Source organism: Donghicola sp., assembly GCF_025210255.1.
GTDB lineage: Bacteria > Pseudomonadota > Alphaproteobacteria > Rhodobacterales > Rhodobacteraceae > Donghicola > Donghicola eburneus.
Genome location: NZ_JAOARZ010000022.1, coordinates 248,441 through 273,548 on the forward strand (window position 1 = coordinate 248,441; position 25,108 = coordinate 273,548).

Consider the following 25,108-nt stretch of genomic DNA (forward strand, 5'->3'; position numbering starts at 1 on the left):
TTAGCTGATGTTGCGCAGCAGAATGACCTGCGCCAGAACCCCGATGATGGCAAAGATTACGGCGTATGTCGCGATGTAATGGATAACGTCAGAGCGTGTGCCCTTGCGACGGCTGGCGATCAGACCACCCATCGCGCCGCCAAAGATCATGATCCCGATAACTAGAAGCATTGTGCCCCCCTGAAAGTGATGCGGGCCCTGCATTTACAGGGCCCACGCACATCACAAGGGACTAAAGCCGGTGAGGACACGCAGGCGCTGTTTCAGCTCCCGTTCTGATCCAAAGCCGTAGCGCGCCCAACCCAGACTGTCCACCCGTGCGGCACGGGCGTCCGTGGCCATGCCGTTGCGCATCAGCGCCTCGGACCGCAAGAGCATCAGGGCCGACAGAAGGGCGGCGTTCTCGCCTTTGATAGCAGCAGATATACTTGGCTCGATGTACTTCAAGGCCATGCTGGGATTGCCGTTGCGCAGGGCATAAGAGCCGATCCGAGAGGCGACCTGCGCTTTGTGAATATCGGTGCCCGAATTGGCTTGGTAATACTGGTAGGCGTTCTGGAAGGCGACAAAGGACCGTTCTGGATCGCTGCGTTCCGTCAGCAGCCCGATAGCGTACCAATTGTATCCCATCCGCACGTCGGTCAGGTTCCGCGCCTTGGCGATCTGCAGTGCAGCTTCGGCAGCGCGCAAGCGTTGGCCCATGTTGGCACCGGGGGCGAGGGCGGTGATCATGTTCTCGCGCCACTCTTTGGGGGTATAGGGCTGCAACTTGCCCGGTGGGCGCTGACCGGCGGGGTTCAGGCGTGCCAGAATTTCGGGCAGACGGTTCGCGACCTGACGGCGGTTCATGCCGCTATGGAGTTCCGGTGCGTAGATCGTCTTGAGGATCAGCATGTCGAAACCGGTCAGCACGGTGTGCAGGTTGTCATCATTATAGATGCTGTCGGCCAGACGGTAGAGGTCATTCAGCGGACCCAAGGCCTGAGACAGCTCCTCGTGCAGGCAGTCGCGGGTTTCTTGCGGGCTGACATCCGTCGGGACAAAGATCGTGATCTTCTTGCGTTCTCTCATCGCGGACCAACTGGTCAGCTTGGTCCGACGCGCTAGGCGATATTCGGCCAGAGTGCTGACATTTGGCGCAACAAAACATGCCGCCTGAGGCAAGACCTTCTGGATCGCTTTGCGGGTTGTCGCATTTACAACAATGCTCGCGTCAGGGTTGCTGGTTTGTGTAATGTTCAGTCCAGCTTCGGTGCGCAGGCGATAAATCAATCGCCCCAGATCAGTCGTAAGAGTGGGTGACGGTGTGCCGCGGACGGCCACGGTGATGGGCCCCTCGAAACGCGTAAAGTAGGGTAAATAACGACCACTCTCCATGCGCATTGTCAGGTCTAGGAAATCGCGGGCGATTTCGGCGTTGGACCGTGCAGGAGGTTGCGCGCGCGGGGTCGAGAACACCCGCATTTCCGGCAGATCAATGTCAGCAGTGAAGGCGCGAGTTGGGGAATCGTAAGAAGACAGAGTCGGCGAACATGCCGATATTGCCAGAAAAACTGGCACGAGCAGGCGAGAAAGCATTACTGGTAACCCGATAATGTTGGGATGAAACCTGCCAGTATCCGCGAATCGCTCGTGCCGCTCTGTCGCCCTCTGTCGGGGCTTTCGTAATATGGACCGCTTTGCTCTGGATACCTGTGAACACGTCAACATCCTTGTTTTCAGTGATGTCAGGTATCGTTTTCAAAGCGGACCACATGATGATGTAACTGGGAAATTTGTAAGGCAGGGTAACTATCGTTTCCCTTTTAGCATAAAAGCCAGCCTTTCAAATAGGTGAACGTCCTGTTCGTTCTTTAAAAGTGCTCCGTGCAACCTAGGGAGTGCGTTTTTTCCATCCCTACGAATGTCTTCCGGGCTCAGGTCCTCGGCCAAGAGCAGCTTGAGCCAGTCTAAAACCTCGGAAGTGCTAGGTTTCTTCTTGAGACCAGGGGTTTCACGAATCTCGTAGAACTGGGTGAGTGCTTCGGTCAGGAGCGCTGACTTGATGCCGGGAAAATGAACGTCGACAATTTGCTGCATTGTTTCCGTATCTGGGAAGCTGATGTAGTGGAAAAAGCATCGGCGTAGGAACGCATCGGGCAATTCCTTCTCATTGTTTGACGTAATGATGACGATTGGCCGTTGTTTTGCCTTAATTGTCTCGCCCGTCTCGTAGACAAAGAATTCCATCTTATCGAGCTCTTGCAGCAGGTCGTTCGGGAACTCGATATCCGCTTTGTCGATTTCGTCGATCAGCAGCACGACCTTTTCCTCGGCTTCGAACGCCTGCCAAAGCTTCCCCTTCCGGATATAGTGGGACACATCCTCGACGCGCGGATCGCCAAGTTGGCTGTCGCGCAAACGGGACACTGCATCATACTCATACAGACCCTGTTGTGCTCGCGTCGTGGACTTTACCGCCCATTCCAGCATCGGCACGCCCAAAGAAGCGGCAACCTGTCTGGCGAGTTCCGTCTTGCCTGTGCCGGGCTCGCCCTTGACCAAGAGGGGGCGTTCCAGTGCGATGGCTGCGTTTACTGCAACTGTCAGGTCCGCCGGCGCGACATATTTGTCGGTCGAAGAGAATTTCATTAATGTTTTCCTAACATTTCCTATGCCAATAAAGAGGTTAACAGAATGCCTCTCAGGGTGAAACTGGGGTGCTTTGTGTAGTGACATCCCCCTTGGTCTAGGTTAAGTGGACCGCGAAGGAGGCCCGATATGTCTGACAAACAAAGTACCTCAGACGAGGGCTTGATCAGGGGAGCGGAAATGAAAGCAGAGGTCTTTCTGCCTGAGGATTACCAGCCGGCCGAGGATGAGCCGTTCATGAATGAACGCCAGCTCGAGTACTTCCGTCGCAAGTTGATTGCGTGGAAGGACGAGATCCTCGAAGACAGCAGGGAAACGATTGAAACACTGCAGGGCAGCACCCGGAATATTCCGGATCTGACTGACCGCGCGAGCGAAGAGACCGACCGCGCGCTTGAACTGCGGACACGGGACCGTCAGCGCAAGCTGGTTTCCAAGATCGAGTCGGCACTGCGCCGCATCGACGAAGGGGAATACGGATACTGCGAAGTGACCGGCGAACCGATCTCGCTCAAGCGTCTGGATGCGCGTCCGATCGCGACCATGACTCTCGAGGCGCAAGAGCGTCACGAGCGTCGGGAAAAGGTACACCGCGACGACTAAATGCGCCGCATAGGTGATTGTATTTGCGGGTGCCGGATTCCACATGGGGTCCGGCACTTTGCTTTTGAGCGATGCAGAAGATGACTTTGGTGGATAGCTTATGCCTCGGATGAACCAGAACTTTACGGTGGCAGGCGGCGGGATTGCGGGCTTGGCCGTATCCTTGGGATTGGCGCGTCGGGATGCCTGCGTGACCGTGCTTGAACAGGCCGAGGCCATCAAGGAAGTGGGCGCAGGCCTGCAAATCAGTCCCAACGGGCTTCGGGTTCTGGACGCGATGGGCGTCGGTGAAGCGATCCGCGCTGTAGGGATCGAAGCGCAAGCGGTCGAACTGCGCGATTATCGCCGCCCCGGAGTGATCGCCGAGGTTAAACTGCGCCGAACCGCAGGCGAGACAGGTTATTACTTTGTCCACCGCGCGGATTTGATCGACATTCTGGCCTCTGCCGCGCGCTCGGCTGGCGTCAAAGTGCGCCTCTTGCAGAAGGTCGACAGCGTCACGCTCGACAATGCGTTAAACATGAAAATGCGGTGTGGACCTGAGTTCCAGCCAGAGGTGTTGATTGGCGCAGACGGCGTACGCTCGGTCGTGCGTCCGGCAATCAATGGGTCTGAGGCGCCGTTCTTTACCGGTCAGGTGGCTTGGCGCGCGATTGTGCCTAACGTGATCGGGCAGGGGCCTGTGGCGCGGGTTTATATGGGTCCGAAGCGGCACATGGTGGTGTATCCGCTGCGCGACGGAACAATGTTGAATGTGGTTGCGGTTAAGGAACGCGCCCAATGGGCGGCAGAGGGCTGGACTCAACCGGATGACCCATCGAATCTGCGGGCGTCGTTCCATGATTTCGGAGACGACGTGCAAAAGTTGCTCGGGCAAATCAGCGATGTAAATGTGTGGGGGCTGTTCCGGCATCCGGTCGCGGAGAAATGGCATACGGGCAGTGCGGTTCTGATTGGCGATGCGGCCCACCCGACGCTTCCATTTTTGGCTCAGGGGGCGAATATGGCGCTCGAGGATGCCTATGCGCTGAGCGCGTCGCTGTCCAAGGGGGCCGGTATCACTGATGCCTTTGCGACCTACCAGTCGGTGCGCCGCGACCGTGCTGCCAAAGTCATCGAGGCCGCAAATGGCAATGCGTGGAAATACCACCTGTCATCCATGCCACTACGCCTTGGTGCGCATTTCGGCATGGGCCTAATCAGTCGGCTTGCGCCGCAAAAGCTGGTGGGGTCGTTCGACTGGCTCTACGGATATGACATTACCCAAGAGCCAGCGCTGAAGTAATCAGGCGTCCAACGTGAGCCAGACCGGCACGTGGTCCGACGGCTTTTCCTTGCCGCGTGCTTCGGATTCAATCCGGCAGTCGGTCAGGAGGTCAGCGGCCTCTGGGCTCAATAGGAAGTGGTCGATCCGAATGCCGTCGTTCTTGTTCCAAGCGCCAGCTTGATAGTCCCAAAAGCTATAATGCCCGCCGCCAAAGGTGCGCGCACGGAACGCTTCGGTAAAACCCAGATCCAGAATGCGGCGGAAGGCAGCGCGGCTTCGGGGCAGGGCCAGCGCATCTTTTTGCCAGACTTGGGGGCGTGCCGCGTCCTCATCCTGCGGGATGATGTTGTAGTCGCCCGCCATGACCAGTGGCATCTCCTGTTCCAGCAACTTGCGCGCATGCTCTTCCATCCGTTCCATCCAAGCCAGCTTGTAGTCGTATTTCGGGCCCGGCGCCGGGTTGCCGTTCGGCAGGTACAGCGCGCAAAGACGCACTGCGGTCTTGTCGCCAATCACGGTCGCTTCGATCCAGCGCGCTTGTTCGTCGCTGTCATCGCCGGGCAAACCGCGCGTGACATCTTCGAGCGGAAGCTTTGAAAGGATCGCTACGCCGTTAAAGCTTTTCTGTCCATGGGTTTCGACACGATATCCCAGCTCTTCGATTTGCTCGCGGGGGAAGTTCTCGTCGACAGATTTGATTTCTTGCACAGCAACCACATCAGGGCTGGCCTCTTGCAGCCACGTGAGCAGCGTTTCGATCCGCGCTTTGATCCCGTTGATGTTGTAGGTCACGATTTGCATGGGGTCCCTCCGGTCTTGGGACAGCTATCGCTGATCCGCTTGCCAAGGGCAAGCATTCCGCCTGCGTTACCGATACCGCTTTGATTGCAGGCGCCGACAAAATCCACCCTTGGTTGAATGGGGTGGGTAGAACTAGGGGGTACAACAAAGGTCGTAGTATGGTATCAAATTGTCGTAACTGTACGATTGCACGCTTGTAGCCGGTATTTTGCGGCTTGAGTGGTTTTATGATTTGGAGCGTTTTTTGTTTTCCGTAAGCCCCGCATTTACCGAGACTGACTCGGACAATATCATTGCATTCCGGCCCAAGGTAGAGACCCCTTTGGTTTGGCGGCAACTGGCCGACAACATCCTGCACCATCGGCACGAGCCTGAAAGCGCCAAGTGGCTCACGGAAATTGTGTATCTGCTTATGGCGGCGCGGCGCTGCAATGTGACGCTCCACTGGGATTTGATCCAGAAATTTGCAGAACTTTACGAGCAACTCACCGATATTCTGCAGTTCCGAACCGAAGAATACCCGCGCCTTTTGCACATCGCTTTGGAGTTGGAGCGTCAGGGTATGCCCGGTCAGGTGGCAGCGCGTATGATCAACTGGATTCGTTCGCGCGAACTGGTGGGAGCAGAGCAATCGGATGATCGACGGCTTTATGTCAGTTGGTTGTTTTGGCAGCGCAACACCTCGGCTCTGGGTCATGCCGAAGATCAGGCATTGGTCGGTCGGTTGATGCGCCGTCTGGCGCGGGCGGATGTGTTTGCACAATTGCCGATGGGGGCCGACCTTGCGCGGGGGATCACGATTTTGACGGCGATGGGTGATGTGCAGCCGCCGTCTATGGCGGTGATTCAGAAAAGCGTCGAGAACGGGCTATTCTACGGGTTCTTGGCGGACGACCCGATCACTGTGGGGCGACTCATCTCGGTTTGTCATTTGCTGGGGATGACCGTTCCACAACCCATTGAAAATTACCTGTTCCGGCAGGTGTCGCGTTTGCGGTTCGATGGCGCGTTGCCGCAAGAGGCGGACGACGATTTGATTCTGCTGTTTGCTGCGCAGCCCGCGGCTTATGAGGCGGGGCTCGGCGTGATGCAGTTGGAATTGCCAACGGGCCCGTTTTCGGCACATTTGCCACTGCCCAACGTGTCACCATTGCGAGAGGTGACAGATGTTTTGCGGGGTATGTCGCAGTCTCGGACAGGCGATTGGCACAGCATGCGGGCGCAGATCGAGTCGCAGCTGAGCTTTCCGGCATTCAACCGGCTGCACACGGCTGCGACCTGTTCTGGCTTTGACGCATTTTTCGAAGTGTTCGCACGCCCTTACGAGCGGCTCTGAACCGTTTTACATCGAGAAGCTGGTGCCACAGCCGCAAGAGCTGGTGGCATTCGGGTTCTCGATCACGAAACGCGCGCCGATCAGTTCTTCGGTGAAATCGATCACCGCGTTTGCGAGGAACGGCAAAGAGGTGCTGTCCACGACAACTGTTTCTCCGGCGCCTTCGAGCAGTAGATCGTCGGCCGTGGGTTCGTCCAGCTTGATCTCGTATTGGAAGCCCGAGCAGCCGCCGCCTTCGACGGCGACGCGCAGTGCCTTGCCCGAAGCCGCAGCACCGATTTCGTGCAAGCGGTCAAAGGCGCGGGGCGTGACCTTGGGGGGCAGATTCATCAATGATCTCCGAAGTTTTTGCATTGGCGGACTTCTCGAATATATGTGGTGCAGCACTCAGCGACAAGGAGGGGGCATGCAAGCACCCTACGCATGTGATCCGGCACGCAGTCGCGGCCGGCTTTTTGAGGAAGAAGGCAGCACCTTCAGGTCCTGTTTTCAGAGGGACAGGGACCGTATCCTGCATTCCAGCGCCTTCCGGCGGCTGAAGCATAAAACTCAGGTTTTTGTGGAGCACGAGGGTGATTATTACCGCACCCGCCTGACCCATTCATTGGAAGTCGCCCAAGTGGCGCGCACTATTTCCGGCGCATTGGGGCTGAATCAGGAGCTGACCGAGGCCGTGGCGCTGGCCCATGATTTGGGCCACACACCGTTTGGGCACACAGGCGAGGATGCCTTGGCTGAATTGATGGCGCCCTTTGGTGGGTTTGACCACAACGCCCAAGCCCTGCGCATTGTGACCAAGCTGGAAACCCACTACGCAGATTTCGACGGTCTGAACCTAACGTGGGAAACGCTGGAAGGGATCGCCAAGCACAACGGTCCGGTTCCTGCACCACATCCCTATGCATTGTCCGAATACAACGCGCGACATGATCTGGAGTTGAACACTCACGCCAGTGCCGAGGCGCAGGTGGCGGCCATTGCTGATGACGTGGCCTACAACAACCACGATTTGCAGGATGGTTTGCGGGCAGGGCTCTTTACCGAAGAAGAGGTCGCGGCATTGCCGATCGTCTGCGATGCCTATGCCGAGGTGGACGCCAAGTACCCTAACTTGGACCGCCGCCGCCGTCGGTACGAGGCCTTGCGCCGCGTGTTCGGGGTCATGGTGGGTGATGTGATCGACACCGCTCAGGCCAACCTCAAGGCCACGGGGGCAGGCTCGGTCGAAGAATTGCGCATGGCCGGAATTGCAATGGTGACATTTTCTGATGACCTGAGGGAACAGATCAACGTTATCCGTCGTTTCCTGTTCACGCGGATGTACCGCGCCCCTTCTGTTGTCGAAGTGCGCAAGCGCGTGACGCAGGTAACGATCGATCTGTTCCAGACTTATCTGAACGATCCTCGGATGTTGCCAGAGAACTGGCAGGCCCAGATTGCGGCCGTCCGGGACCAAGGTGAGACAGAGATCGCGCGCAGCGTTGCCGACTATGTGTCTGGCATGACCGACCGGTTCGCACTGCTAGAGCATGCGCGGCTGTGCGGTGGACAGGGGCTAGGGGATCTGCACGGACCGGCACAACGATAAGACGACGAAGGAACATCCATGGCTGTAGCGAGTGAAGTGGCGGGGCTTGGTCCCGTAAATGCGATTGCGCTGGTTGGAGCCTTGGGTGTCGGGAGCCAGTGGCTGGCGTGGCGTCTGCGGATGCCCGCAATCGTTCTGATGTTGCTGGCTGGTCTGATCGTCGGGCCAGGTCTAGGGATATTTGATCCGGCTAGGGACATCGGCCCGCTGATGAAGCCGATGATCAGCATCGCGGTGGCAATTATCCTATTTGAGGGCGGGCTGACCCTCGACTTCCATTCACTGCGAGAAGCGCGTGTTGGCGTCAGGCGGTTGGTGTTCATCGGGGCGCCTCTTGGGTGGGCTCTGTCAGCTGCAGCCTTGCATTATACCGCTGGTCTTGGATGGGCGGCGTCCAGCGTCTTTGGCGGGATTATGGTGGTCACTGGGCCAACCGTGATCGCGCCGCTTTTGCGTCAGGCGCGGTTGCAACAGCGCCCCGCTAAGCTGCTGCAGTGGGAAGCGATCGTGAACGATCCGGTGGGCGCGCTGGCGGCTGTTCTGGCGTTTACCGTGGTTCTCGTGATGGCAGACACCGCAACAGTGGGCGAGGCTGTCACCGAATTTTCGTTGGGTATCGGCGTTGCGACCATTCTTGGCCTGGCAGCGGGTTGGGGTATCGCCCAAGGTTTCACCCGCGGGGTCGTGCCGGAATACATGAAGGTCCCTGTGCTGTTCACAGTCTTGGTGGCAGTCTTTGCGGCCTCTGACGCTGTTCTGCACGAAAGCGGGTTGCTGGCAGTGACCGTGATGGGCGTTGTGATCGCCAACGCAGAGCTTCCCAGCTACGATGAATTGCGCAGGTTCAAAGAGCACGCAACCGTTCTGCTGGTGTCCGGCGTCTTTATTCTGCTTGCCGCCAACATGGACCGCGACACCCTTTTTGCGATGGAATGGAGCACTTTGGGCTTTATCATTGTAGTGATTTTGCTGGCCCGTCCTGTGACGGTCATGGTGTCTCTGCTGGGATCTGACGTGCCAATGAAAGAGCGCATCTTGATCGCGCTGACGGGGCCGCGCGGGGTGGTCTTGGTTGCGGTTGCCGGTCTTTTTGCAGAGCGTTTGGTGGAATTGGGGTATGACGACGCGTCCAAAATTCCGGCGCTCGCGTTCGCGCTCGTCGCGGCCACGGTGGTGTTGCACGGGTTTACTCTGGCGCCATTGGCGGGCTGGCTGGGCCTCACTGCGGATCGCGCTTCTGGCGTGCTGATCGTGGGGGGATCACGCTGGTCGACGGCGCTGGCCAAAGCGTTGCAGGATGCCGAGATGCCCGTGCTGGTCGTTGATCGCAATCGGTCGCGCCTGCGCAGTGCCCGAGAGGCAGGTGTACGCACCTATTACGGGGATATCCTGTCAGAAGATGCACACAATACGCTGGATTTGGTCCCCTTTGAAAAGGTCATCGCTGCCACGGATAATGATGCCTACAACACCCTCGTGGCGACCGATCTGGCCCCCGAGTTTGGCCGTGAGAACGTCTGGCAGATCGCCCGTTCACGCGAGGAGTCCCGCCGTCACACGCTGCCTGTCACTCTGGGCGGCCGTGAATTGGGCTCTGGGCGCACCCACCGCGAACTCAGCAGCTTGATGCTGCAGGGCTGGCGCTTTGGCCGCACGAACCTGACGGACGACTACACTCTGGAACAATGGGAGGCCGACCGCCCCGATGGCGTGCCCATGATGGAGATTTTCGAAAACGGGAGCGTGCGTTTGCTTGGACCGGAACACCCCCCGCGTGAAAAGTCGGGCGTGACCCTGTTGGCAATGCTGCCCCCCAAGGAGGATTCTGCCTCTCGGGATTGACGCGGGGCATAGGGCTGGTACATCCCGTCCTCAATCAGACAGGATTGGACCTATGAACCTCTTTACCGATATTCACGCTGTTGTTCTTGCCGCGCTCGGGCAAATGCAGGCCGAGGGCGCGCTGCCCGAGGACCTCGATTTCGCCAACGTCACGGTGGAGCCGCCGCGTGATCCGCTGCACGGGGACATGGCGACCAATGCCGCGATGGTGCTGGCCAAGGCTGCAAAGTCGAAGCCCCGCGACATCGCAGAAAAGCTGGTCGAAAAACTGGCTGCGGACGACCGTATCACCAGTGCAGAAGTGGCTGGACCCGGTTTTATCAACCTGCGTCTTGCGCCCGCCGTGTGGCAGGGACTGGTTTCGGCGGTTCTGAACAGCGGCACACGTTTTGGCCGTTCCGAAGTGGGCGCGGGTAAGAAAGTGAACGTCGAATACGTCTCGGCGAACCCCACCGGCCCGCTGCACGTCGGTCACACCCGTGGCGCGGTCTTTGGTGACGCGCTGGCTAGCCTGCTGGATTTCGCGGGCTACGATGTGACCCGTGAATATTACATTAACGATGGCGGCGCACAGGTCGACGTTCTGGCGCGCTCTGTCTACCTGCGCTACCTCGAGGCGCACGGTCAGGAAGTGGCGTTCGAAGACGGGACGTACCCCGGCGAGTACCTGATCGAAGTCGGCGCGAACCTGAAAGACAAGGTCGGCGCCGCTTATGTCGATCAGCCCGAAGAGGTTTGGCTGACCGAAGTGCGCGAATTCGCCACCGAAGCGATGATGGATCTGATCCGCGAAGACCTGAAGATGCTCGGCGTCGAGATGGATGTGTTCTATAGCGAAAAATCGCTCTACGGCACGGGCCGGATCGAAGGCGCTATTCAGGATCTGACCGACAAGGGCCTGATCTATCGCGGCACGCTGGAGCCCCCCAAAGGCAAGTTGCCCGAGGATTGGGAACCCCGCGAACAGACCCTGTTCAAATCGACCGATTATGGTGATGACGTGGACCGCCCGATCAAGAAGTCGGACGGCGCGTGGACCTATTTCGCGCCCGATATCGCCTATCACTACGACAAGGTGCAGCGCGGCTTTGATCTGCTGATCGACGTGTTTGGCGCCGACCATGGCGGCTACGTCAAACGGATGAAGGCTGCTGTCAGCGCGCTGTCCGGTGGCAAAGTGCCCGTCGACATCAAGCTGTGCCAGCTGGTGAAGCTGTTCAAGAACGGCGAGCCCTTCAAGATGTCCAAGCGGGCAGGGACATTCATCATGCTGCGCGACGTGGTCGAGCAGGTTGGCCCCGATGTGACCCGTTTCGTTATGCTGACCCGCAAGAACGACGCGCCGCTGGACTTTGACTTCGACAAGGTTCTGGAACAGTCCAAGGACAACCCCGTCTTTTACGTGCAGTACGCCCACGCCCGCGTGGCTTCGGTCCTGCGCAAGGCCGCTGAAGCGGGCATCACGGTCGATGACGCGACCCTGCTGGCGGCGGACCACACCAAGCTGGACCACGAAGCCGAATTGAACCTGCTCAAGAAGATTGCGGAATGGCCGCGTCTGGTGGAAATCGCTGCGCGCACCAACGAGCCGCACCGTATCGCCTTCTATCTGTATGAATTGGCATCGGATTTGCACGGCCTCTGGAACCGTGGCAACGAGAATACCAGCCTGAGATTTATTCAGGACGACGATTCTGCCACATCGCAAGCAAAAATCGCCCTAGCGCGTTCGACAGCCGTTGTGATTGCAGCCGGTCTTGGTATCTTGGGTGTCACGCCAGCTGAGGAACTGCGCTAAAGAACGCAGCCCACAGGCGAAACACGAGCAGTAGATATAACCAGCGGCAGTCCGGGATCGCTGGGATCAGAGAGGCAGTGATGGCGGATTATCAATCGTCACAGGGCGGTTACACGCCCTATAACCAGTATGGTGGAAACTATGGCTGGGATGACCCCGCAGACTACATGCAGGACTTCGTTGTCGAAGACAGCCCGCGCCGCAAGCTGATTAATATTGTCGGCTCTGTAGCCTCTGTGGCTGTGGTTTCTGCTGTTGTTCTATGGGGTTACGGGACGATTGTGCGGGATGTCAGTGGCATACCCGTTGTCGCCGCGATGGAGGGGCCCGTGCGCGTGGCCCCAGCCGATCCCGGCGGTGAACAAGCCGAGAATTTGGGCCTCGCGGTCAATGAAGTGGTGGCAGCAGGTGCGAATAACGCACCTGTTGAGCAAGTCGTCCTAGCTCCGGAACAGCTGGACGTCGCCGCAGAGGACGCTCCGCTGTCCGAAATCATGCCTGTTGAGCCAGTCCCTGCAGAGTCGACCGAATTCGCAGAAAACGATTCCGACGTTTTGGTAGATGAGGCAAACATTCCCGTCCCGCTGGATAACGTTGTTGATACCGAAGACGACTTCGCGGCTTTGGCGAATCAACTGGCTTTGGCAGTGAAACCCCAAGAAACGTTGATGCTGGACGACGTTGCTGATTCCGCAGTGGTCGCACTGCGCCCGCAGATTCGCCCGTTCCCCGCAGGAGACTCGGTGCAGGTCGCATCGGCAAGCGATGACTTTGTCGCCTCCATCACATCGCCTGCAACGGAACTTGACGCAACCGCGCTGCCTGCTGGCACCCGTTTGGTGCAGCTTGGCGCGTATGAGAGCCCCGAAATCGCGCGCGTTGAATGGACTCGCATCAGCGGCCAATTCGCTGAGTTTTTCGACGGCAAAAGCCGTGTGATCCAAAAGGCCGAGAGCGGTGGGCGCATTTTCTACCGCCTGCGCGTGCACGGCTTTGACGACCTGGCCGACTCGCGCCGGTTCTGCTCGGTGCTGGTGGCGGGCAACGCGGCCTGTATCCCGATCGCGCTGCGCTAACCCATGAACCTTGCCGCTATCTTTGGATGCTCGGGGCCTGTGCTGACAGGCGCCGAGCGTGACTTTTTCAGGGCCGCACAACCGTGGGGCTTTATCCTGTTTGCACGGAACATCGAGAGTGCGGAGCAGCTCCGAAAGCTGACAGCGGACCTGCGCGAGGCGGTTGGTTGGAACGCGCCGATCTTTATCGACCAAGAGGGGGGACGCGTGGCGCGTTTGCGGCCGCCGCTGGTGCGTGATTGGACGCCGCCCTTGGAAATGGCCTGCGCGGCCGGTCCCAATGCCGCCCGTGCGTTCTGGCTGCGCTATCGCCTGATTGCGGCAGAACTGCTGTCCTTTGGCATCGACGGGAACTGTGCGCCGATGGCCGATATGGCCCGGGCCGACACTCATCCGTTCCTGCGCAATCGCTGCTATGGCGAGGAACTGCAAGATGTGATCGCCAATGCCCGTGCCTGTGCCGAGGGGCATTTAGATGGCGGCGTGCTTCCGGTGCTCAAGCATATGCCTGGCCATGGGTTGGCCCGCGTGGACAGCCACTTGGATTTGCCTCGTGTCGAGATCGATGCAGAGACCCTTAGTAACGTGGATTTCGCGGCCTTCAAGGCGCTGAGCGATTTACCCTTGGGGATGACGGCCCATCTGGTGTTCGAGGCACTGGATGACCGCCCCGCCACCCTGTCGCCCAAGATGATGCGCTTGATCCGCCAAGACATCGGCTTTGACGGGTTGATTATGACCGATGACATCAGCATGGGCGCGCTGTCCGGCACTGTGGCGCGTCGATCTGAAAAGGCGATCGCGGCAGGCTGCGATGTGGTCTTGCACTGCAACGGTGAACTCGACGAGATGGAGAGCATTGCAAACGTCTGTGGTGACCTGACCGAACAGGCGGAGGTTCGTGCGGAGCGGGCCTTGGCGCAGCGGCGATCCCCCAGCGATATTGACATTTCGGCCCTAGAGGCAGAATTTTCCTCCCTCTTGAACGGGTGAGGCCATGGACGATCTATTCAGCGATGATCCCCGCGGGCGGGGCGATGGCGCGACCGTCGAAGACCGGCTCGCCGCCGAGGCGCTGATCGTCGATGTCGAAGGCTTTGAAGGGCCTCTGGACGTCTTGCTCACCCTGTCGCGGACCCAGAAGGTGGACCTGCGCCGTGTCAGCGTTCTGCGTCTCGCGCAGCAGTATCTAGCGTTCGTGGAAAAGGCCAAGAAGCTGCGGATCGAACTGGCCGCCGATTATCTGGTGATGGCGGCGTGGCTGACGTTCCTGAAATCGCGCCTGCTGCTACCCCCCGATCCGACCGAGGATGGCCCCACGGGCGAAGAACTGGCCGCACATCTCGCGTTCCAGCTGGAGCGTCTGCAAGCCATGCGTGACGCAGCGGCCAAGTTGATGGCACGGGACCAACTGGGACGCGATTTCTTTGCCCGTGGTCTGCCAGAAGACATGGAACGCGTGCGCAAGGTGCAATACACCGCCACGATCCTTGATCTGATGCGTGGGTATGCGCGCATTCGGACCAAGGATGAATTCCGCCCCTTTGTGCTGGATCGCGACAGCATCCTGACCATGGAAGAAGCGCTGGAAAAGATGCGGAGCCTCATTGGCTTTGTCGGCGAGTGGGTGGACCTGTCGACCTATCTGCCCGACGGCTGGGTCGAGGACCCCAAGCGCCGCCGGACTGCCACCGCTGCGACCTTTGCTGCCTCTTTGGAGCTCGTCAAAGAGGGCAAGGCCGAGATCCGCCAAACCGAAACCTTTGCGCCGATCCAGTTGCGCCGACGGGAAAACCGCCATGAGTAAGCACGACGAAGAACAGAGCTTGTTTGACGCGCCGGTCATCGCCGAGCAGGAGCGTATGGTCGAAGCCATTCTCTTTGCCAGCGCAGAGCCTGTGACCGTTGCCGAGTTGAACGCGCGGATGCCCCATGGCTGTGACGCGGCCGAAGCGCTGGCCTATCTTCGCAAGCGGTACGAGGGCAGGGGGGTGCGTGTGGTGCGCGTTGGCGATGCTTGGGCCTTCCGCACAGCGCCCGATCTGGCGTTCCTGATGCAGCAAGAGCGGATCGAGGTCCGCAAGCTGTCCCGTGCTGCGATCGAGACGCTGGCGATCATCGCCTATCACCAGCCCGTCACTCGGGCCGAGATTGAAGAGATTCGCGGCGTTACCGTGAGTCGGGGCACCATCGACCAGCTGTTGGATATGGAGTGGATTCGCTTTGGCCGCCGCCGCATGACACCAGGACGCCCTGTGACCTTTGTCGTGACGCAAGAGTTCTTGGATCACTTCGGATTGGAGAGCGCGCGTGACTTGCCAGGCCTGTCAGAACTGCGCTCAGCGGGCTTGCTCGACAGCCGGATGCTAGGGGCAGGGACCATTCCCACGCCGCGCGGCGAAGAGGATCAAGACGAAGAATTGGCGGGTCAAACCGAGCTGTTCGAAGATTGATCCACGTCTGCGGGTTGAAATGGTGCGCGGCGTGCGTACCTTTAAAGAGTTGCAACCGAGAGGCCACCATGAACGCCAACCAGATCATCAACATCGCCATGCGTCTGTTCGGACGCCGCCTGATGAACAAAGGCATCAACGCTGGCATCGACCATTTTTCCAAAGGAAAAGGGGCCAAAGGTGGCCCCGTCTCTGGTCAGAAGAATGGTGATATCGCCAAGAAAGCACGCCAAATCAGCCGTGTGATGCGCCGCTTCTGATCACTTGAAGTGTTTGGACAGTTTTAGACCCTGTCCCTGATAGTTCGACGCCAGATCTGCGCCGTAGAGAGTCGCGGGACGATCTGCCATTTTCTCATAGATCAGGCGTCCGACGACCTGCCCATGCTCGAGCACAAATGGTGCTTCGTGGCAGCGGACTTCTAGGACGCCGCGCGCGCCGGACCCGCCAACTGCTGCGTGGCCAAAGCCAGGGTCGAAGAACCCGGCATAGTGCACGCGAAATTCCCCAACCATTGCGAGATAGGGCGCCATTTCGGCGGCATAGGCGGGGGGAATGTGCACAGCCTCTTGGCTGACCAGAATGTAGAATGCACCGGGGTCGAGGATGATACGGCCCTTGTCGGTGCGGATTTCTTCCCAGAATTCGGCAGGGTCGTATGCGCCGATGCGGTCCAGATCAATCACACCCGTGTGGGGTTTCGCGCGGTAGCCCACCAGATCAGTGCCAGAGAGCCTCAGATCGACCGAGAAGCCCAGACCATCGTCAATGACTGGCTCTCCGTTCACCAGCATCTCAGAGGCGTGCAACGCGCGCAGTGCGTTGTCGTCCAGCACGCTTTGGCCATTGCGGAAACGGATCTGGTTCAGGCGCATGCCCGGGCGGACCAGAACACTGAACGAACGCGGGCAAATCTCGGCGTACAAGGGACCAGAGTAGCCTGCGGGAATGCGATCGAATTCAGTGCCACCGTCGGTCACACAGCGCGTCAGTAGGTCCAGACGGCCGGTCGAGGACTTGGCGTTCGCCACGGCTGTAATGCCGTCGTGCAGGTTCAAGCCCTCCATCAGAGGAACCAGATAGACGCAGCCCTTTTCCAGCACGGCACCATTCGTCAGATCGATTTGGTGCATGGTGAAATCGTCCAGCCGCTCTGCCACTGGCACCCCATGACCCGGCAGGAACGAGGCGCGTATCCGGTAGGCCACCTTGCCGAGGCGTAGATCGAGGCTGGCAGGTTGGACTTGGCCGGTCAGCAGGGGGGCGTCAATCGTGATCGCACCGCTCTCAACCATTTCAGAGATTGTCTGACTCGGCAAAACACCGGTGGGCAGGGTCATGTCGCGGCCTCCTCGCTTCGGATCGTTACCGATCCCCAGATACATTAAACGCCCGAGGCCGTGTAGGCACTCGGGCGTTTTAATGGTCGGGCTAGCAGGACTCGAACCTGCGACCTTCCGTCCCCCAGACGGACGCGCTACCAGGCTGCGCTATAGCCCGACGTTGTGTGAGGCTTTCTACAGTTGTGGGCGGCAGGCGCAAGAGCGAAATCGCCGATTTTTGAAATTATTTCGGTTGGCTCAGTCGCGTGTGCAGGGCGCGGATCTGTGGTGCCAGCGCGCTAAGCGCAGGAAGCTGTTTTTCCGGTGTTTGCAAGGCCATAGCCAGAAGACGGGGCGCAGGTTCACGAACAAACTCGGGCGCTCGGGCTGCCTTTGGGGCCGCTGGCCCCGGGGTAGGGCGCAGTGGAATGATTTCGGCGGGCGCTGGGGCAGGAGTATCTTCGACGTCGACCTCCAAAAGCTCCACTTCGCTCGTGTCCTCGAAATCGTCGCCAAAGAGATTGCCCTGCTGGTAACCGTCTTCGGCCTCGCTTGGCGGCTCGCGTTTCTCTGTCTTCGGGAGCGGGGGCAGGGGCGCCTGTTCCGGCAGCGTCTGCTCTGGCTTGGGCGGGGCTGGGACGCTTTCACTCTCGACAGTTACGGATTTGGTATCAGGCGTTGTTATCGTTTCTGACAATCCAGCCACGTGCTTGACGCCCTGCTCGCGCAGAATCTTCTGCACGCCTTTGATCGTCATGCCCTCATCGTGGAGCAACTTCTTGATCCCGCCAAGCAATTCCATGTCGGCGGGTCGGTAATAACGTCGCCCGCCGGCACGCTTGACCGGCTTCACCTGAGTGAACTTACTCTCCCAGAACCGCAGAACGTGGGCAGGGGTTTCTAACCAGTCAGCGACTTCGCTGATTGTTCGAAACGCATCAGGGGACTTTCGGGCCATGGGGAAGCCTTATTTTTTGCGATTCCCGTCTGCGACACGGTCCTTCATCAGATGCGATGGACGGAACGTCAGCACACGGCGGGGGTGGATTGGCACTTCCTCGCCGGTTTTAGGGTTGCGGCCAACACGCGCCGCCTTTTCCCGAACACTGAAGGTTCCGAATGAGGAAATTTTGACTTGTTCACCACTCACAAGCGCATCGGACATGTGTTCCAAGACGCTTTCTACCAGCTGTGCGGATTCATTTCGCGACAAACCGACTTCGTTGAAGACGGCTTCGCTAAGGTCCATCCGCGTAAGGGTCTTTTCACCCATGATAGCTCTCCCCGTTGCTCAGTGAACAATAGGGTGCTTGGATTTTACGAGTCAATATCAACAACTTGCCGGAGGTGTACGTTTCGTTACCACCGGATGACCACAGAGCCCCACGCGAGACCACCGCCAATGGCTTCGGTGACAACCAGATCGCCCTGTTTGATCTGTCCGCGCTCCTTGCCGACAGACAGCGCCAGCGGGATTGATGCGGCCGAGGTATTGCCGTGATCCTGAACGGTCACGACCACGCGGTCCATGGGCACACCCATCTTTTGGGCGGTGCCTTTGATGATGCGCAGGTTGGCCTGATGGGGCACAATCCAGTCCACATCGTCACCGGACAGCCCGATTTTTTCGAGCGAGGTGTGTGCGGTTTGTGCAAGTTTTTCAATGGCATGGCGGAAGACTTCCTTGCCCTGCATGCGCAGGTGGCCAGTCGTTCCGGTGGACACGCCACCGTCCACATACAGGATGTCACGATACGTGCCGTCCGAGTTTAGATCGGTTGCCAGAATGCCCCGATCGTCGGTGGTGCCGTTTCCTTCTTCGCCCTCTAGGATCAACGCGCCAGCGCCGTCGCCAAACAGGACACAGGTGCCGCGGTCTTCCCAATCCATGATCCGGCTAAAGGTCTCAGCGCCGATCACGAGAACGCGTTTGGCCTGACCAGAAAGAATGAGACCGTTCGCATTTGTGAGCGCAAAAACAAAGCCTGCACAGACAGCTTGCACATCAAAGGCAAATCCGCGGGTCATACCCAGACCGGACTGAATCATCGTCGCTGCAGACGGGAAGGTGAAATCGGCGGTCGAGGTGGCCACCACAATGGCGTCCAGATCATCGGGCTCTAGGCCAGCGTCGGCAAGCGCGGCCTTGGCGGCGCGGATGCCCAGATCGGACGTGGTCTGACCTTCGGCGGCGAAATGGCGTCGCTCAATGCCAGAGCGGCTGCGAATCCATTCGTCGCTGGTGTCAATTGTCTCTTCGAACTCGCTATTAGGAACCACCCGCTCAGGCAGGTAATGCCCAACGCCTTTCACCACCGCTCGAAGAGTCATTTGTTCAGAACCGTTTTTAGTTATCGTTTGTGTTTCGGGCATCCTGAGCCAGCGTTGCTGCAGATGCAACCCGCGCGGCGAGTTTGTTCGTAAATCCGCTCTGCGCCAGTTGGAAGGCCAGCTTCACGGCGGCCGAAACACCTGTCGAATCGGCAGAGCCATGAGATTTCACCACGGTCCCGTTGAGCCCGAGGAAAACGCCGCCATTCACGCGGCGCGGATCGATACGCTTCTGCAAACGTTTGAGCGACGTCAGGGCCAGCAGAGCGGCGATCTTGGAAAGGAAGCTATACTCGAACGCTTCTTTGAGCAAAGAGCGCACAAGGCTCGCGGTGCCTTCACCGGTTTTGAGCGCGATGTTGCCGGTGAAGCCGTCGGTGACGATCACGTCAACTTTGTCCGAGGGGATGTCGCCGCCTTCAACAAAACCTACGAAGTCGAAATTGCCGGCTTCGGCATTTGCTTCGATCAGGTCATGCGCAGCCTTCATTTCTGCGCGGCCCTTATGTTCTTCGGTGCCAACGTTGAGCAGGCCAATGCGAGGGCGGGCCAAATCCAGGCCGTTGCGGGCGTAGGACGCACCCATCAGCGCGTATTGCAACAGGTCTTCTTCGTCCGCACGGATATCAGCCCCGACGTCGAGCATGACGTTAAAGCCCATCGGGTTGCGAGAGGGCCAAAGCACCGCAATCGCGGGACGATTTACACCGGGGAGCTTGCGCAGACGGACCATCGACAGCGCCATCAGGGCACCGGTGTTGCCGCAGCTCACGCAGACGTCCGCCTCACCATTGCGGACAGCATCAATGGCCGAGAACATCGAGGTTCCCTTGCCATGGCGCATCACTTGACTGGGTTTGTCTTCCATGCTGACGACGCCAGCGGCATCGCGCACGGTGCATCGCTCTGCCAGACCGCGCTTGCGGGCGATCAGCTGCTCCAACTCGGCGGCTGGACCATGGACAAGGAAGCGAATGTCAGGATTTTTCTCTGCCGATAGCGCAAGGCCGTCGATCACTGCCGAGGGCCCGCGATCCCCACCCATTGCATCAATGGATAGGGTGACGGTACGGGCGTCCGTGCGCTCAGGATTCTGGGTCGCAGTCATGGGTCGCCCGTTCTCTCAAAGAAGAAGCTTACGCTGCGTCTTCGTCCAGATCGATCTCGTTGTTCAGCGCTACGACTTCACGATCGTCGTAGTGGCCGCACGAGGGGCACACGTGGTGGGGGCGCTTCAGCTCGCCACAGTTGGTGCACTCGTTGGGGTTGCCTGCAACCAGAGCGTCATGGGCACGGCGGTTGTTGCGGCGCGATTTCGAAACTTTGTTCTGTTGGACAGCCATTGTCCTACCTCTATGCTTTAGGCGGGCGGGGCCCGGAGTTGTCAGTCTGGGGCGTTGCCCGGCGTCGTTGCGGGTTGACGGGGCCTATAGTCCTAGGCGCAGTCCGTGTCCAACCCAAAATTCCGATGAGGCGCGGAAAATACCTTTTTTCCGGCGTTCCGCAAGGGGGTATCAGGAATTTTCCCCGCTGTCCCCGCCTAATTTATCCCGAAGGGCTGCTAAGCCAGCGAAAGGCTTGGCGTCTTCATCCGTCATCGCCTTCTTGCCGGGCTCGGTCACCTGCATTTCGACCAGATCGGTGCCCTCGGCGCGGGGATAAAGCGGGATGTTCAGGGCCAGCGACTCGATCATCACTTCTGCGATATCGATCGCAGCGGGCAAGCGTTCGATCGACTCGTCTTCGGGCATTTCCACTTCCTCGCCCTCAATTTCAGGCAAGTCTGCCAAATATGTCAGCTCGATTCCCGTATCGATACGCGTTGTTACAGGCTCTAGTGTGACCACACAGGGCTGTACCACAGTCGCGCCCAAGGTACCTTTGAGCTGCCAGTCGGTCTTGCCCATCGGGGACAATTCAGCCTCGAATCGTAGCTTTCGCAGGCCATCCAGACCCAGATCAGAGGCAACGGCGCGCATTTCCTCGGGAGTGGGCGTCAGGGTGACGCGAGTGGGTTTGCGCTGGGGCAAATCCGCGATCCGCAGGATGTGCTGCGGTAGGGGAGCTGAGTCTTGCATTCTTGAACCGGTGCCTTTCCTTCTGTAATCGGGATAAAAGCTTATATATGTCGAGTTCAATAGGGGCAGCAGGATGCGAGCGGTTAAATGGATGGGACGGGCGACCTGCCTGGCAGCAGTGATCGCCGTCGCAGGGTGTGTGGCGCAGTACCGTTTGCATGGGTATACGCCCTCGGACGACGATCTGGCGAACATTCTGGTGGGCGTGGATACGCGCGACACAGTATCCGAGGTGATCGGGACGCCGACGACCTCGGGTGTGGCCCGAAGCGACGCCTACTACTACGTGTCAAAAAATGTGCGCAGCTACGGAATGCGCGAGCCGGAAATTGTTGATCGTCAGATCGTTGCGATCCGGTTCGATGACGCCGGCGTGGTTTCGAATGTCGAACGTTACACGCTTCAGGACGGCAAAGTTGTGCCCCTGTCGCGCCGCGTCACAGGCAATAACGCAAACGACGTTCCATTCCTGACACAACTCTTTGGTAACGTTGGCGGTCTGGACCTGAGCCAAGCGTTCGACAACTAACTTTCCCTGTCACGGTCGCGTCGCAGGTTGTATGCTAGGCGGGTAGGACATCCGACCTAGCAGGGATCGACGATGCTGAACTTGATGAAGGGACGTTACGTCACCCGACTTGCCCAAAGTGCCGCCGATATCGAGGCGGCACAGCGCCTGCGCTATAAAGCTTTCGTCGCCGAGACGGGTGCGGAGGCGCGGGATGGCAGCCTTGATACCGACGCCTACGACGGCATTTGCCAGCACATGTTGGTCGAAGATCATCGGTCCGGCGATCTGGTCTGCTGTTTTCGTATGCTGCCGCTGACTTCTGGGTCCGAGATTTCCCGCAGCTACGCGGCCCAATACTACGATCTGGCCGCGCTAGAGGCGTATTCGGGCAAGATGGTCGAGATGGGCCGGTTCTGCATTCACCCAGCCGTCACCGATCCCGACATTCTGCGCGTGGCTTGGGGGGCGATGACCCGCTACGTGGACGATTCAGGGGTAGAGATGTTGTTCGGGTGCTCCAGTTTTCGTGGGACCGATGCACAGGAGTACTTTGACGCCTTTGCGCTGCTCAAGGAACGGCATCTTGGCCCGAAACGCTGGCTGCCCAAGGTCAAAGCGCCCGACGTCTTTCGCTTTGCCGCCCGTCTGCGCCGCAAGCCGGATGCGAAGCTGGCGATGCGTCGGATGCCGCCGCTGCTCAAGACCTATCTGATGATGGGCGGCTGGGTCAGTGACCACGCGGTTGTCGATGCCCAGATGAACACGCTCCATGTCTTTACCGGTGTTGAAATCGCCGCGATTCCCCCCGCCCGCAAGAAGCTGTTGCGCGCCGTCGCAGGCTGACCCCTTGACGGCGATGCGGGGCAGAGATAGCGCGATGCCATGGCACGCGCACCCTTACTCCAGCTTTCCGACATCTCGCTGACTTTCGGCGGTGATCCTGTTTTCTCCGGCCTCTCGCTGAACGTTCAGCCGGGGGACCGTGTGGCCTTGGTTGGCCGCAACGGGTCTGGCAAATCCACCCTGATGAAGGTCATGGCCGGTCTGGTCGAACCTGACAGCGGCGACCGCGTGGCGGGCCCGGGCGTTACCGTGGGCTACATGGAGCAAGACCCCACAATGGAAGGGTTCGCGACGCTGGGGGATTTCGCATCCAGTCGTCTGGATGCCTCCGAGATGTACAAAATTGAGATGGTGGCCGAGGGGCTGAAATTCGATCCGTCGCGTGATGTGAACGTGGCCTCGGGCGGGGAACGCCGCCGCGCCGCTTTGGCCAAGCTGATGGCCGAAGCGCCCGAATTGATGCTATTGGACGAGCCGACCAACCACCTCGACATCGAGGCGATTGCCTGGCTGGAAAATGAGTTGAAGACCACCCGCGACGCCTTTGTCCTGATCAGCCACGACCGCGCATTCCTGCGTGCCTTGACCCGTGCGACCCTGTGGGTCGATCGCGGCGAAGTGCGTCGTCAGGAACTGGGTTTCGAGAATTTCGAGGCGTGGCGCGATAAGGTTTGGGAAGACGAGGACGAGCAGCGTCACAAGCTGAACCGCAAAATCAAGGCCGAGGCCCGCTGGGCCGTCGAAGGCATCAGCGCCCGTCGCAAGCGGAACCAAGGCCGTGTCCGCGCCCTACAAGACCTGCGTGCTCAGCGGGCCAGCCAGATCAAACGCCAAGGCGCTGCCGCTATGGCGCTGGAAAGCGGCCCTCAGTCGGGCAAGCGCGTGATAGAGGCTGAGGGCATCAGCAAGACCTACGGCGACAAGGTCATCCTGCGGGACTTCTCGATCAAGATCCAGCGGGGGGACCGTGTGGCCTTTGTCGGGCCGAACGGCGTGGGCAAGACGACGCTGCTGAAGATGCTGATGGGGCAGGAGCAGCCGGATACGGGCACCGTGACCCTTGGCACCAACCTGCTTCCCGCGATCTTTGACCAGACCCGCGCGCAGCTGGACCCTGAGATGACCCTGTGGGACAGCCTGACCGGCGATCCCGATATGCGTGTCAGCGGGCTGGCGGATCAGGTGATGGTGCGTGGCAACCCCAAGCACGTGGTTGGCTACCTAAAGGAATTCCTGTTCGCCGAAGCCCAAGCCCGCGCCCCTGTGCGCAGCCTGTCGGGCGGTGAGAAGGCGCGTCTGTTGCTGGCCAAGATTATGGCGCGCGAGAGTAACCTCCTTGTGCTCGACGAACCGACCAACGATCTGGACGTGGAAACGCTGGATCTGTTGCAAGAGCTTCTGGACAGCTATGATGGCACCGTGCTGCTGGTCAGCCACGACCGTGACTTCCTTGACCGCGTGTCGGCGACGACCATCGCGATGGAGGGCAACGGCAAGGCGACAGTTTATGCCGGCGGCTGGTCCGACTATCAGACGCAAAAGGCTCTGACCGCGAAAGAAGAGGCCAAAGCCGCGCCCAAGGCAGAGAAGCCTGCAGCAGCGCCGAATCCTGCTGCCGCGCCCAAGCCCACCAAAGACGGTCTGAGTAATAGCGAGAAGCACCGCCTAGATGCGCTGCCTGCCGAGATGGAGCGCCTAGAGGCCGAGATCGCCAAGCTTGAAGAATTCCTTGCCGATCCCGAGCTCTTCACCAAAGAGCCGCTCAAGTTCAAAAAGGCCACTGAAGCGCTGGTCGAGCGGCAAGAGAAACTCGCCGCCGCTGAAGAAGAGTGGCTGGAACTCGAAGAGAAGGCGGCCGGTTAAGGCATCCGCAGCGCGCCGTCGATCCGGATAACCGACCCGTTCAAATAGGGGCAGGTCAGGATAAAGCCGACGGTGCGCGCGTACTCTTTCGGGTCTCCCAGCCGCTTGGGGAAAGTCACATCGGCGGCCAGACCGTCCATGACCTCTTGGCCCAAGCTTTCCAGCATCGGCGTGCGGAAGATGCCCGGCGCGATTGCCATGCATCGGACGCCCACCGATGCCAAGTCTCGTGCCATGGGTAGGGCCAGCGCCGCAATCCCCCCTTTGGAAGCGGCGTAGGCCGCCTGACCCTTTTGCCCCTCGAATGCGGCGATGGACGCAGTGTTGACGATCACCCCGCGCTGGTCGTCCACATCCGGCGCATTTTTTGACATGATTTCAGCGGCCAAGCGCCCGACGTTGAAGCTGCCAGTCAGGTTGATGTCGATCGTGCGTTTCCAGCTGTCCAGCCCGTGGGGCCCATTCCGGCCCAAAGTCTTTTCCGCTGTCGCAATGCCCGCGCAGTTGATCGCGGCGGTCAGCCCGCCCATGTGGTCTGCGGCAGCGGACAGGGCGGCCTGAACCGACCCTTCGTCCGTGACGTCGCATTCCTGAAAGCCTGCGCCGATCTCGGCGGCCTGTTCCTGCCCCCGCGCAGTGTCGCGGTCCAGCAGGACAACCTGAGCGCCCGAGGCGGCCAGAAACCGCGCTGTCGCGTTGCCCAAGCCCGATGCGCCGCCGGTAACGACAGCCTTTACGCCAGTCAAATCCATCCGAGTTCCCCCC

27 protein-coding genes and 1 tRNA gene are annotated in these 25,108 nt (G+C 59.4%); 14 read left to right on the forward strand and 14 right to left on the reverse strand.

The features are described 5' to 3' along the window. The 3 genes from N4A58_RS08465 to N4A58_RS08475 form a co-directional block, all read right to left on the reverse strand. Nucleotides 1–171 carry an apolipoprotein acyltransferase gene (locus N4A58_RS08465; RefSeq protein ID WP_143095342.1) on the reverse strand — a complete coding sequence of 57 codons (171 nt, stop codon included), beginning with the start codon at nucleotides 169–171 and terminating at the stop codon, nucleotides 1–3. A gap of 51 nt (nucleotides 172–222) precedes the next feature. Further along, nucleotides 223–1,578 carry a DUF2927 domain-containing protein gene (locus tag N4A58_RS08470; RefSeq protein ID WP_293708920.1) on the reverse strand — a complete coding sequence of 452 codons (1,356 nt, stop codon included), beginning with the start codon at nucleotides 1,576–1,578 and terminating at the stop codon, nucleotides 223–225. A 213-nt stretch (nucleotides 1,579–1,791) separates the two neighbouring features. Beyond that, on the reverse strand, nucleotides 1,792–2,631 hold the full coding sequence (locus N4A58_RS08475) for a MoxR family ATPase (protein WP_072706980.1): 840 nt from the start codon (nucleotides 2,629–2,631) through the stop codon (nucleotides 1,792–1,794). Between the two features lie 129 nt (nucleotides 2,632–2,760). On the opposite strand from N4A58_RS08475, the gene dksA reads away from it, so the two are divergent. Together dksA and N4A58_RS08485 are read left to right on the forward strand one after the other, a co-directional pair. Further along, entirely contained in the window at nucleotides 2,761–3,234 is a 474-nt protein-coding gene (dksA, locus tag N4A58_RS08480) for an RNA polymerase-binding protein DksA (protein ID WP_072706979.1), read from the forward strand. Between the two features lie 100 nt (nucleotides 3,235–3,334). Next, the gene (locus N4A58_RS08485; RefSeq protein ID WP_293708921.1) at nucleotides 3,335–4,519 is read left to right on the forward strand and encodes an FAD-dependent monooxygenase; all 1,185 of its coding nucleotides are present in this window, start codon (nucleotides 3,335–3,337) and stop codon (nucleotides 4,517–4,519) included. Here N4A58_RS08485 and xth read toward each other — a convergent pair whose 3' ends face one another. Then, nucleotides 4,520–5,302 (reverse strand): exodeoxyribonuclease III, encoded by a 783-nt coding sequence (xth, locus tag N4A58_RS08490; RefSeq protein ID WP_293708922.1) that lies wholly within the window; start codon nucleotides 5,300–5,302, stop codon nucleotides 4,520–4,522. Between the two features lie 244 nt (nucleotides 5,303–5,546). Here xth and N4A58_RS08495 point away from each other — a divergent pair, with 244 nt between their 5' ends. Further along, complete coding sequence (locus N4A58_RS08495) at nucleotides 5,547–6,638, forward strand: hypothetical protein (RefSeq protein WP_293708923.1); 1,092 nt, start codon at nucleotides 5,547–5,549, stop codon at nucleotides 6,636–6,638. A gap of 6 nt (nucleotides 6,639–6,644) precedes the next feature. Here N4A58_RS08495 and N4A58_RS08500 read toward each other — a convergent pair whose 3' ends face one another. Continuing rightward, nucleotides 6,645–6,968 (reverse strand): iron-sulfur cluster assembly accessory protein, encoded by a 324-nt coding sequence (locus N4A58_RS08500; protein WP_072706975.1) that lies wholly within the window; start codon nucleotides 6,966–6,968, stop codon nucleotides 6,645–6,647. 76 nt (nucleotides 6,969–7,044) lie between these two features. Here N4A58_RS08500 and N4A58_RS08505 point away from each other — a divergent pair, with 76 nt between their 5' ends. The 8 genes from N4A58_RS08505 (at nucleotide 7,045) to N4A58_RS08540 (ending at nucleotide 15,655) form a co-directional block, all read left to right on the forward strand. Beyond that, nucleotides 7,045–8,226, forward strand: a complete 1,182-nt coding sequence (locus N4A58_RS08505) for a deoxyguanosinetriphosphate triphosphohydrolase (RefSeq protein WP_293708924.1) — start codon at nucleotides 7,045–7,047, stop codon at nucleotides 8,224–8,226. A gap of 18 nt (nucleotides 8,227–8,244) precedes the next feature. Further along, complete coding sequence (locus tag N4A58_RS08510) at nucleotides 8,245–10,068, forward strand: sodium:proton antiporter (protein ID WP_293708925.1); 1,824 nt, start codon at nucleotides 8,245–8,247, stop codon at nucleotides 10,066–10,068. A 52-nt stretch (nucleotides 10,069–10,120) separates the two neighbouring features. After that, a complete protein-coding gene (argS, locus tag N4A58_RS08515) occupies nucleotides 10,121–11,866 on the forward strand; it encodes an arginine--tRNA ligase (RefSeq protein WP_293708926.1) in 1,746 nt (581 codons plus the stop codon). 80 nt (nucleotides 11,867–11,946) lie between these two features. Then, complete coding sequence (locus N4A58_RS08520; RefSeq protein ID WP_083595703.1) at nucleotides 11,947–12,942, forward strand: SPOR domain-containing protein; 996 nt, start codon at nucleotides 11,947–11,949, stop codon at nucleotides 12,940–12,942. A gap of 3 nt (nucleotides 12,943–12,945) precedes the next feature. Then, on the forward strand, nucleotides 12,946–13,935 hold the full coding sequence (locus N4A58_RS08525) for a glycoside hydrolase family 3 N-terminal domain-containing protein (protein ID WP_293708927.1): 990 nt from the start codon (nucleotides 12,946–12,948) through the stop codon (nucleotides 13,933–13,935). A 4-nt stretch (nucleotides 13,936–13,939) separates the two neighbouring features. Beyond that, nucleotides 13,940–14,749: a ScpA family protein gene (locus N4A58_RS08530; RefSeq protein ID WP_072706970.1), complete on the forward strand. Its 810-nt coding sequence runs from the start codon at nucleotides 13,940–13,942 to the stop codon at nucleotides 14,747–14,749. After that, nucleotides 14,742–15,395 (forward strand): SMC-Scp complex subunit ScpB, encoded by a 654-nt coding sequence (scpB, locus tag N4A58_RS08535; protein WP_072706969.1) that lies wholly within the window; start codon nucleotides 14,742–14,744, stop codon nucleotides 15,393–15,395. Before N4A58_RS08530 ends, scpB begins: the two co-directional genes overlap by 8 nt. 68 nt (nucleotides 15,396–15,463) lie before the next feature. Then, complete coding sequence (locus N4A58_RS08540) at nucleotides 15,464–15,655, forward strand: hypothetical protein (protein ID WP_293708928.1); 192 nt, start codon at nucleotides 15,464–15,466, stop codon at nucleotides 15,653–15,655. On the opposite strand, the gene N4A58_RS08545 is transcribed toward N4A58_RS08540, so the two are convergent. The 8 genes from N4A58_RS08545 to N4A58_RS08580 all read right to left on the reverse strand — a co-directional run bounded on the left by N4A58_RS08545 (nucleotide 15,656) and on the right by N4A58_RS08580 (nucleotide 21,126). Further along, on the reverse strand, nucleotides 15,656–16,735 hold the full coding sequence (locus tag N4A58_RS08545; protein ID WP_293708929.1) for a 2'-deoxycytidine 5'-triphosphate deaminase: 1,080 nt from the start codon (nucleotides 16,733–16,735) through the stop codon (nucleotides 15,656–15,658). Between the two features lie 83 nt (nucleotides 16,736–16,818). Then, nucleotides 16,819–16,895, reverse strand: a tRNA-Pro gene (locus N4A58_RS08550). Nucleotides 16,896–16,961: 66 nt separating this feature from the next. Next, nucleotides 16,962–17,675 carry a MerR family transcriptional regulator gene (locus N4A58_RS08555; RefSeq protein ID WP_293708930.1) on the reverse strand — a complete coding sequence of 238 codons (714 nt, stop codon included), beginning with the start codon at nucleotides 17,673–17,675 and terminating at the stop codon, nucleotides 16,962–16,964. A 9-nt stretch (nucleotides 17,676–17,684) separates the two neighbouring features. After that, nucleotides 17,685–17,990: an integration host factor subunit alpha gene (ihfA, locus tag N4A58_RS08560; protein WP_072706965.1), complete on the reverse strand. Its 306-nt coding sequence runs from the start codon at nucleotides 17,988–17,990 to the stop codon at nucleotides 17,685–17,687. An 86-nt stretch (nucleotides 17,991–18,076) separates the two neighbouring features. Next, nucleotides 18,077–19,048 carry a beta-ketoacyl-ACP synthase III gene (locus tag N4A58_RS08565; RefSeq protein WP_293708931.1) on the reverse strand — a complete coding sequence of 324 codons (972 nt, stop codon included), beginning with the start codon at nucleotides 19,046–19,048 and terminating at the stop codon, nucleotides 18,077–18,079. Between the two features lie 16 nt (nucleotides 19,049–19,064). Next, nucleotides 19,065–20,156, reverse strand: a complete 1,092-nt coding sequence (gene plsX / locus N4A58_RS08570) for a phosphate acyltransferase PlsX (RefSeq protein WP_072706963.1) — start codon at nucleotides 20,154–20,156, stop codon at nucleotides 19,065–19,067. 28 nt (nucleotides 20,157–20,184) lie between these two features. After that, complete coding sequence (gene rpmF, locus N4A58_RS08575) at nucleotides 20,185–20,391, reverse strand: 50S ribosomal protein L32 (protein WP_072706962.1); 207 nt, start codon at nucleotides 20,389–20,391, stop codon at nucleotides 20,185–20,187. A 171-nt stretch (nucleotides 20,392–20,562) separates the two neighbouring features. Further along, on the reverse strand, nucleotides 20,563–21,126 hold the full coding sequence (locus N4A58_RS08580) for a DUF177 domain-containing protein (protein WP_293708932.1): 564 nt from the start codon (nucleotides 21,124–21,126) through the stop codon (nucleotides 20,563–20,565). A gap of 73 nt (nucleotides 21,127–21,199) precedes the next feature. On the opposite strand from N4A58_RS08580, the gene N4A58_RS08585 reads away from it, so the two are divergent. From N4A58_RS08585 to N4A58_RS08595, 3 genes are all read left to right on the forward strand, one after another. Then, nucleotides 21,200–21,655 carry an outer membrane protein assembly factor BamE gene (locus N4A58_RS08585; RefSeq protein WP_293708933.1) on the forward strand — a complete coding sequence of 152 codons (456 nt, stop codon included), beginning with the start codon at nucleotides 21,200–21,202 and terminating at the stop codon, nucleotides 21,653–21,655. 72 nt (nucleotides 21,656–21,727) lie between these two features. After that, the gene (locus N4A58_RS08590; RefSeq protein WP_293708934.1) at nucleotides 21,728–22,480 is read left to right on the forward strand and encodes a GNAT family N-acetyltransferase; all 753 of its coding nucleotides are present in this window, start codon (nucleotides 21,728–21,730) and stop codon (nucleotides 22,478–22,480) included. A 39-nt stretch (nucleotides 22,481–22,519) separates the two neighbouring features. Then, nucleotides 22,520–24,343: an ABC-F family ATP-binding cassette domain-containing protein gene (locus N4A58_RS08595; RefSeq protein ID WP_293708935.1), complete on the forward strand. Its 1,824-nt coding sequence runs from the start codon at nucleotides 22,520–22,522 to the stop codon at nucleotides 24,341–24,343. Here the strand turns inward: N4A58_RS08595 and N4A58_RS08600 are convergent. After that, nucleotides 24,340–25,095 (reverse strand): SDR family NAD(P)-dependent oxidoreductase, encoded by a 756-nt coding sequence (locus N4A58_RS08600; RefSeq protein WP_293708936.1) that lies wholly within the window; start codon nucleotides 25,093–25,095, stop codon nucleotides 24,340–24,342. The two genes, N4A58_RS08595 and N4A58_RS08600, sit on opposite strands and share 4 nt — an antisense overlap. Nucleotides 25,096–25,108: the final 13 nt, after the last annotated feature.

Excerpts from the sequence above, each read along its gene's own strand:
- N4A58_RS08465 (WP_143095342.1), bottom strand. The coding sequence starts at position 171 with ATGCTTCTAGTTATCGGGATCATGATCTTTGGCGGCGCGATGGGTGGT.
- N4A58_RS08470 (WP_293708920.1), bottom strand. The coding sequence starts at position 1,578 with ATGCTTTCTCGCCTGCTCGTGCCAGTTTTTCTGGCAATATCGGCATGT.
- N4A58_RS08475 (WP_072706980.1), bottom strand. The coding sequence starts at position 2,631 with ATGAAATTCTCTTCGACCGACAAATATGTCGCGCCGGCGGACCTGACA.
- dksA (WP_072706979.1), top strand. The coding sequence starts at position 2,761 with ATGTCTGACAAACAAAGTACCTCAGACGAGGGCTTGATCAGGGGAGCG.
- N4A58_RS08485 (WP_293708921.1), top strand. The coding sequence starts at position 3,335 with ATGCCTCGGATGAACCAGAACTTTACGGTGGCAGGCGGCGGGATTGCG.
- xth (WP_293708922.1), bottom strand. The coding sequence starts at position 5,302 with ATGCAAATCGTGACCTACAACATCAACGGGATCAAAGCGCGGATCGAA.
- N4A58_RS08500 (WP_072706975.1), bottom strand. The coding sequence starts at position 6,968 with ATGAATCTGCCCCCCAAGGTCACGCCCCGCGCCTTTGACCGCTTGCAC.
- N4A58_RS08505 (WP_293708924.1), top strand. The coding sequence starts at position 7,045 with ATGCAAGCACCCTACGCATGTGATCCGGCACGCAGTCGCGGCCGGCTT.
- N4A58_RS08510 (WP_293708925.1), top strand. The coding sequence starts at position 8,245 with ATGGCTGTAGCGAGTGAAGTGGCGGGGCTTGGTCCCGTAAATGCGATT.
- argS (WP_293708926.1), top strand. The coding sequence starts at position 10,121 with ATGAACCTCTTTACCGATATTCACGCTGTTGTTCTTGCCGCGCTCGGG.
- N4A58_RS08520 (WP_083595703.1), top strand. The coding sequence starts at position 11,947 with ATGGCGGATTATCAATCGTCACAGGGCGGTTACACGCCCTATAACCAG.
- N4A58_RS08525 (WP_293708927.1), top strand. The coding sequence starts at position 12,946 with ATGAACCTTGCCGCTATCTTTGGATGCTCGGGGCCTGTGCTGACAGGC.
- N4A58_RS08530 (WP_072706970.1), top strand. The coding sequence starts at position 13,940 with ATGGACGATCTATTCAGCGATGATCCCCGCGGGCGGGGCGATGGCGCG.
- scpB (WP_072706969.1), top strand. The coding sequence starts at position 14,742 with ATGAGTAAGCACGACGAAGAACAGAGCTTGTTTGACGCGCCGGTCATC.
- N4A58_RS08540 (WP_293708928.1), top strand. The coding sequence starts at position 15,464 with ATGAACGCCAACCAGATCATCAACATCGCCATGCGTCTGTTCGGACGC.
- N4A58_RS08545 (WP_293708929.1), bottom strand. The coding sequence starts at position 16,735 with ATGACCCTGCCCACCGGTGTTTTGCCGAGTCAGACAATCTCTGAAATG.
- N4A58_RS08555 (WP_293708930.1), bottom strand. The coding sequence starts at position 17,675 with ATGGCCCGAAAGTCCCCTGATGCGTTTCGAACAATCAGCGAAGTCGCT.
- ihfA (WP_072706965.1), bottom strand. The coding sequence starts at position 17,990 with ATGGGTGAAAAGACCCTTACGCGGATGGACCTTAGCGAAGCCGTCTTC.
- N4A58_RS08565 (WP_293708931.1), bottom strand. The coding sequence starts at position 19,048 with ATGACTCTTCGAGCGGTGGTGAAAGGCGTTGGGCATTACCTGCCTGAG.
- plsX (WP_072706963.1), bottom strand. The coding sequence starts at position 20,156 with ATGACTGCGACCCAGAATCCTGAGCGCACGGACGCCCGTACCGTCACC.
- rpmF (WP_072706962.1), bottom strand. The coding sequence starts at position 20,391 with ATGGCTGTCCAACAGAACAAAGTTTCGAAATCGCGCCGCAACAACCGC.
- N4A58_RS08580 (WP_293708932.1), bottom strand. The coding sequence starts at position 21,126 with ATGCAAGACTCAGCTCCCCTACCGCAGCACATCCTGCGGATCGCGGAT.
- N4A58_RS08585 (WP_293708933.1), top strand. The coding sequence starts at position 21,200 with ATGCGAGCGGTTAAATGGATGGGACGGGCGACCTGCCTGGCAGCAGTG.
- N4A58_RS08590 (WP_293708934.1), top strand. The coding sequence starts at position 21,728 with ATGCTGAACTTGATGAAGGGACGTTACGTCACCCGACTTGCCCAAAGT.
- N4A58_RS08595 (WP_293708935.1), top strand. The coding sequence starts at position 22,520 with ATGGCACGCGCACCCTTACTCCAGCTTTCCGACATCTCGCTGACTTTC.
- N4A58_RS08600 (WP_293708936.1), bottom strand. The coding sequence starts at position 25,095 with ATGGATTTGACTGGCGTAAAGGCTGTCGTTACCGGCGGCGCATCGGGC.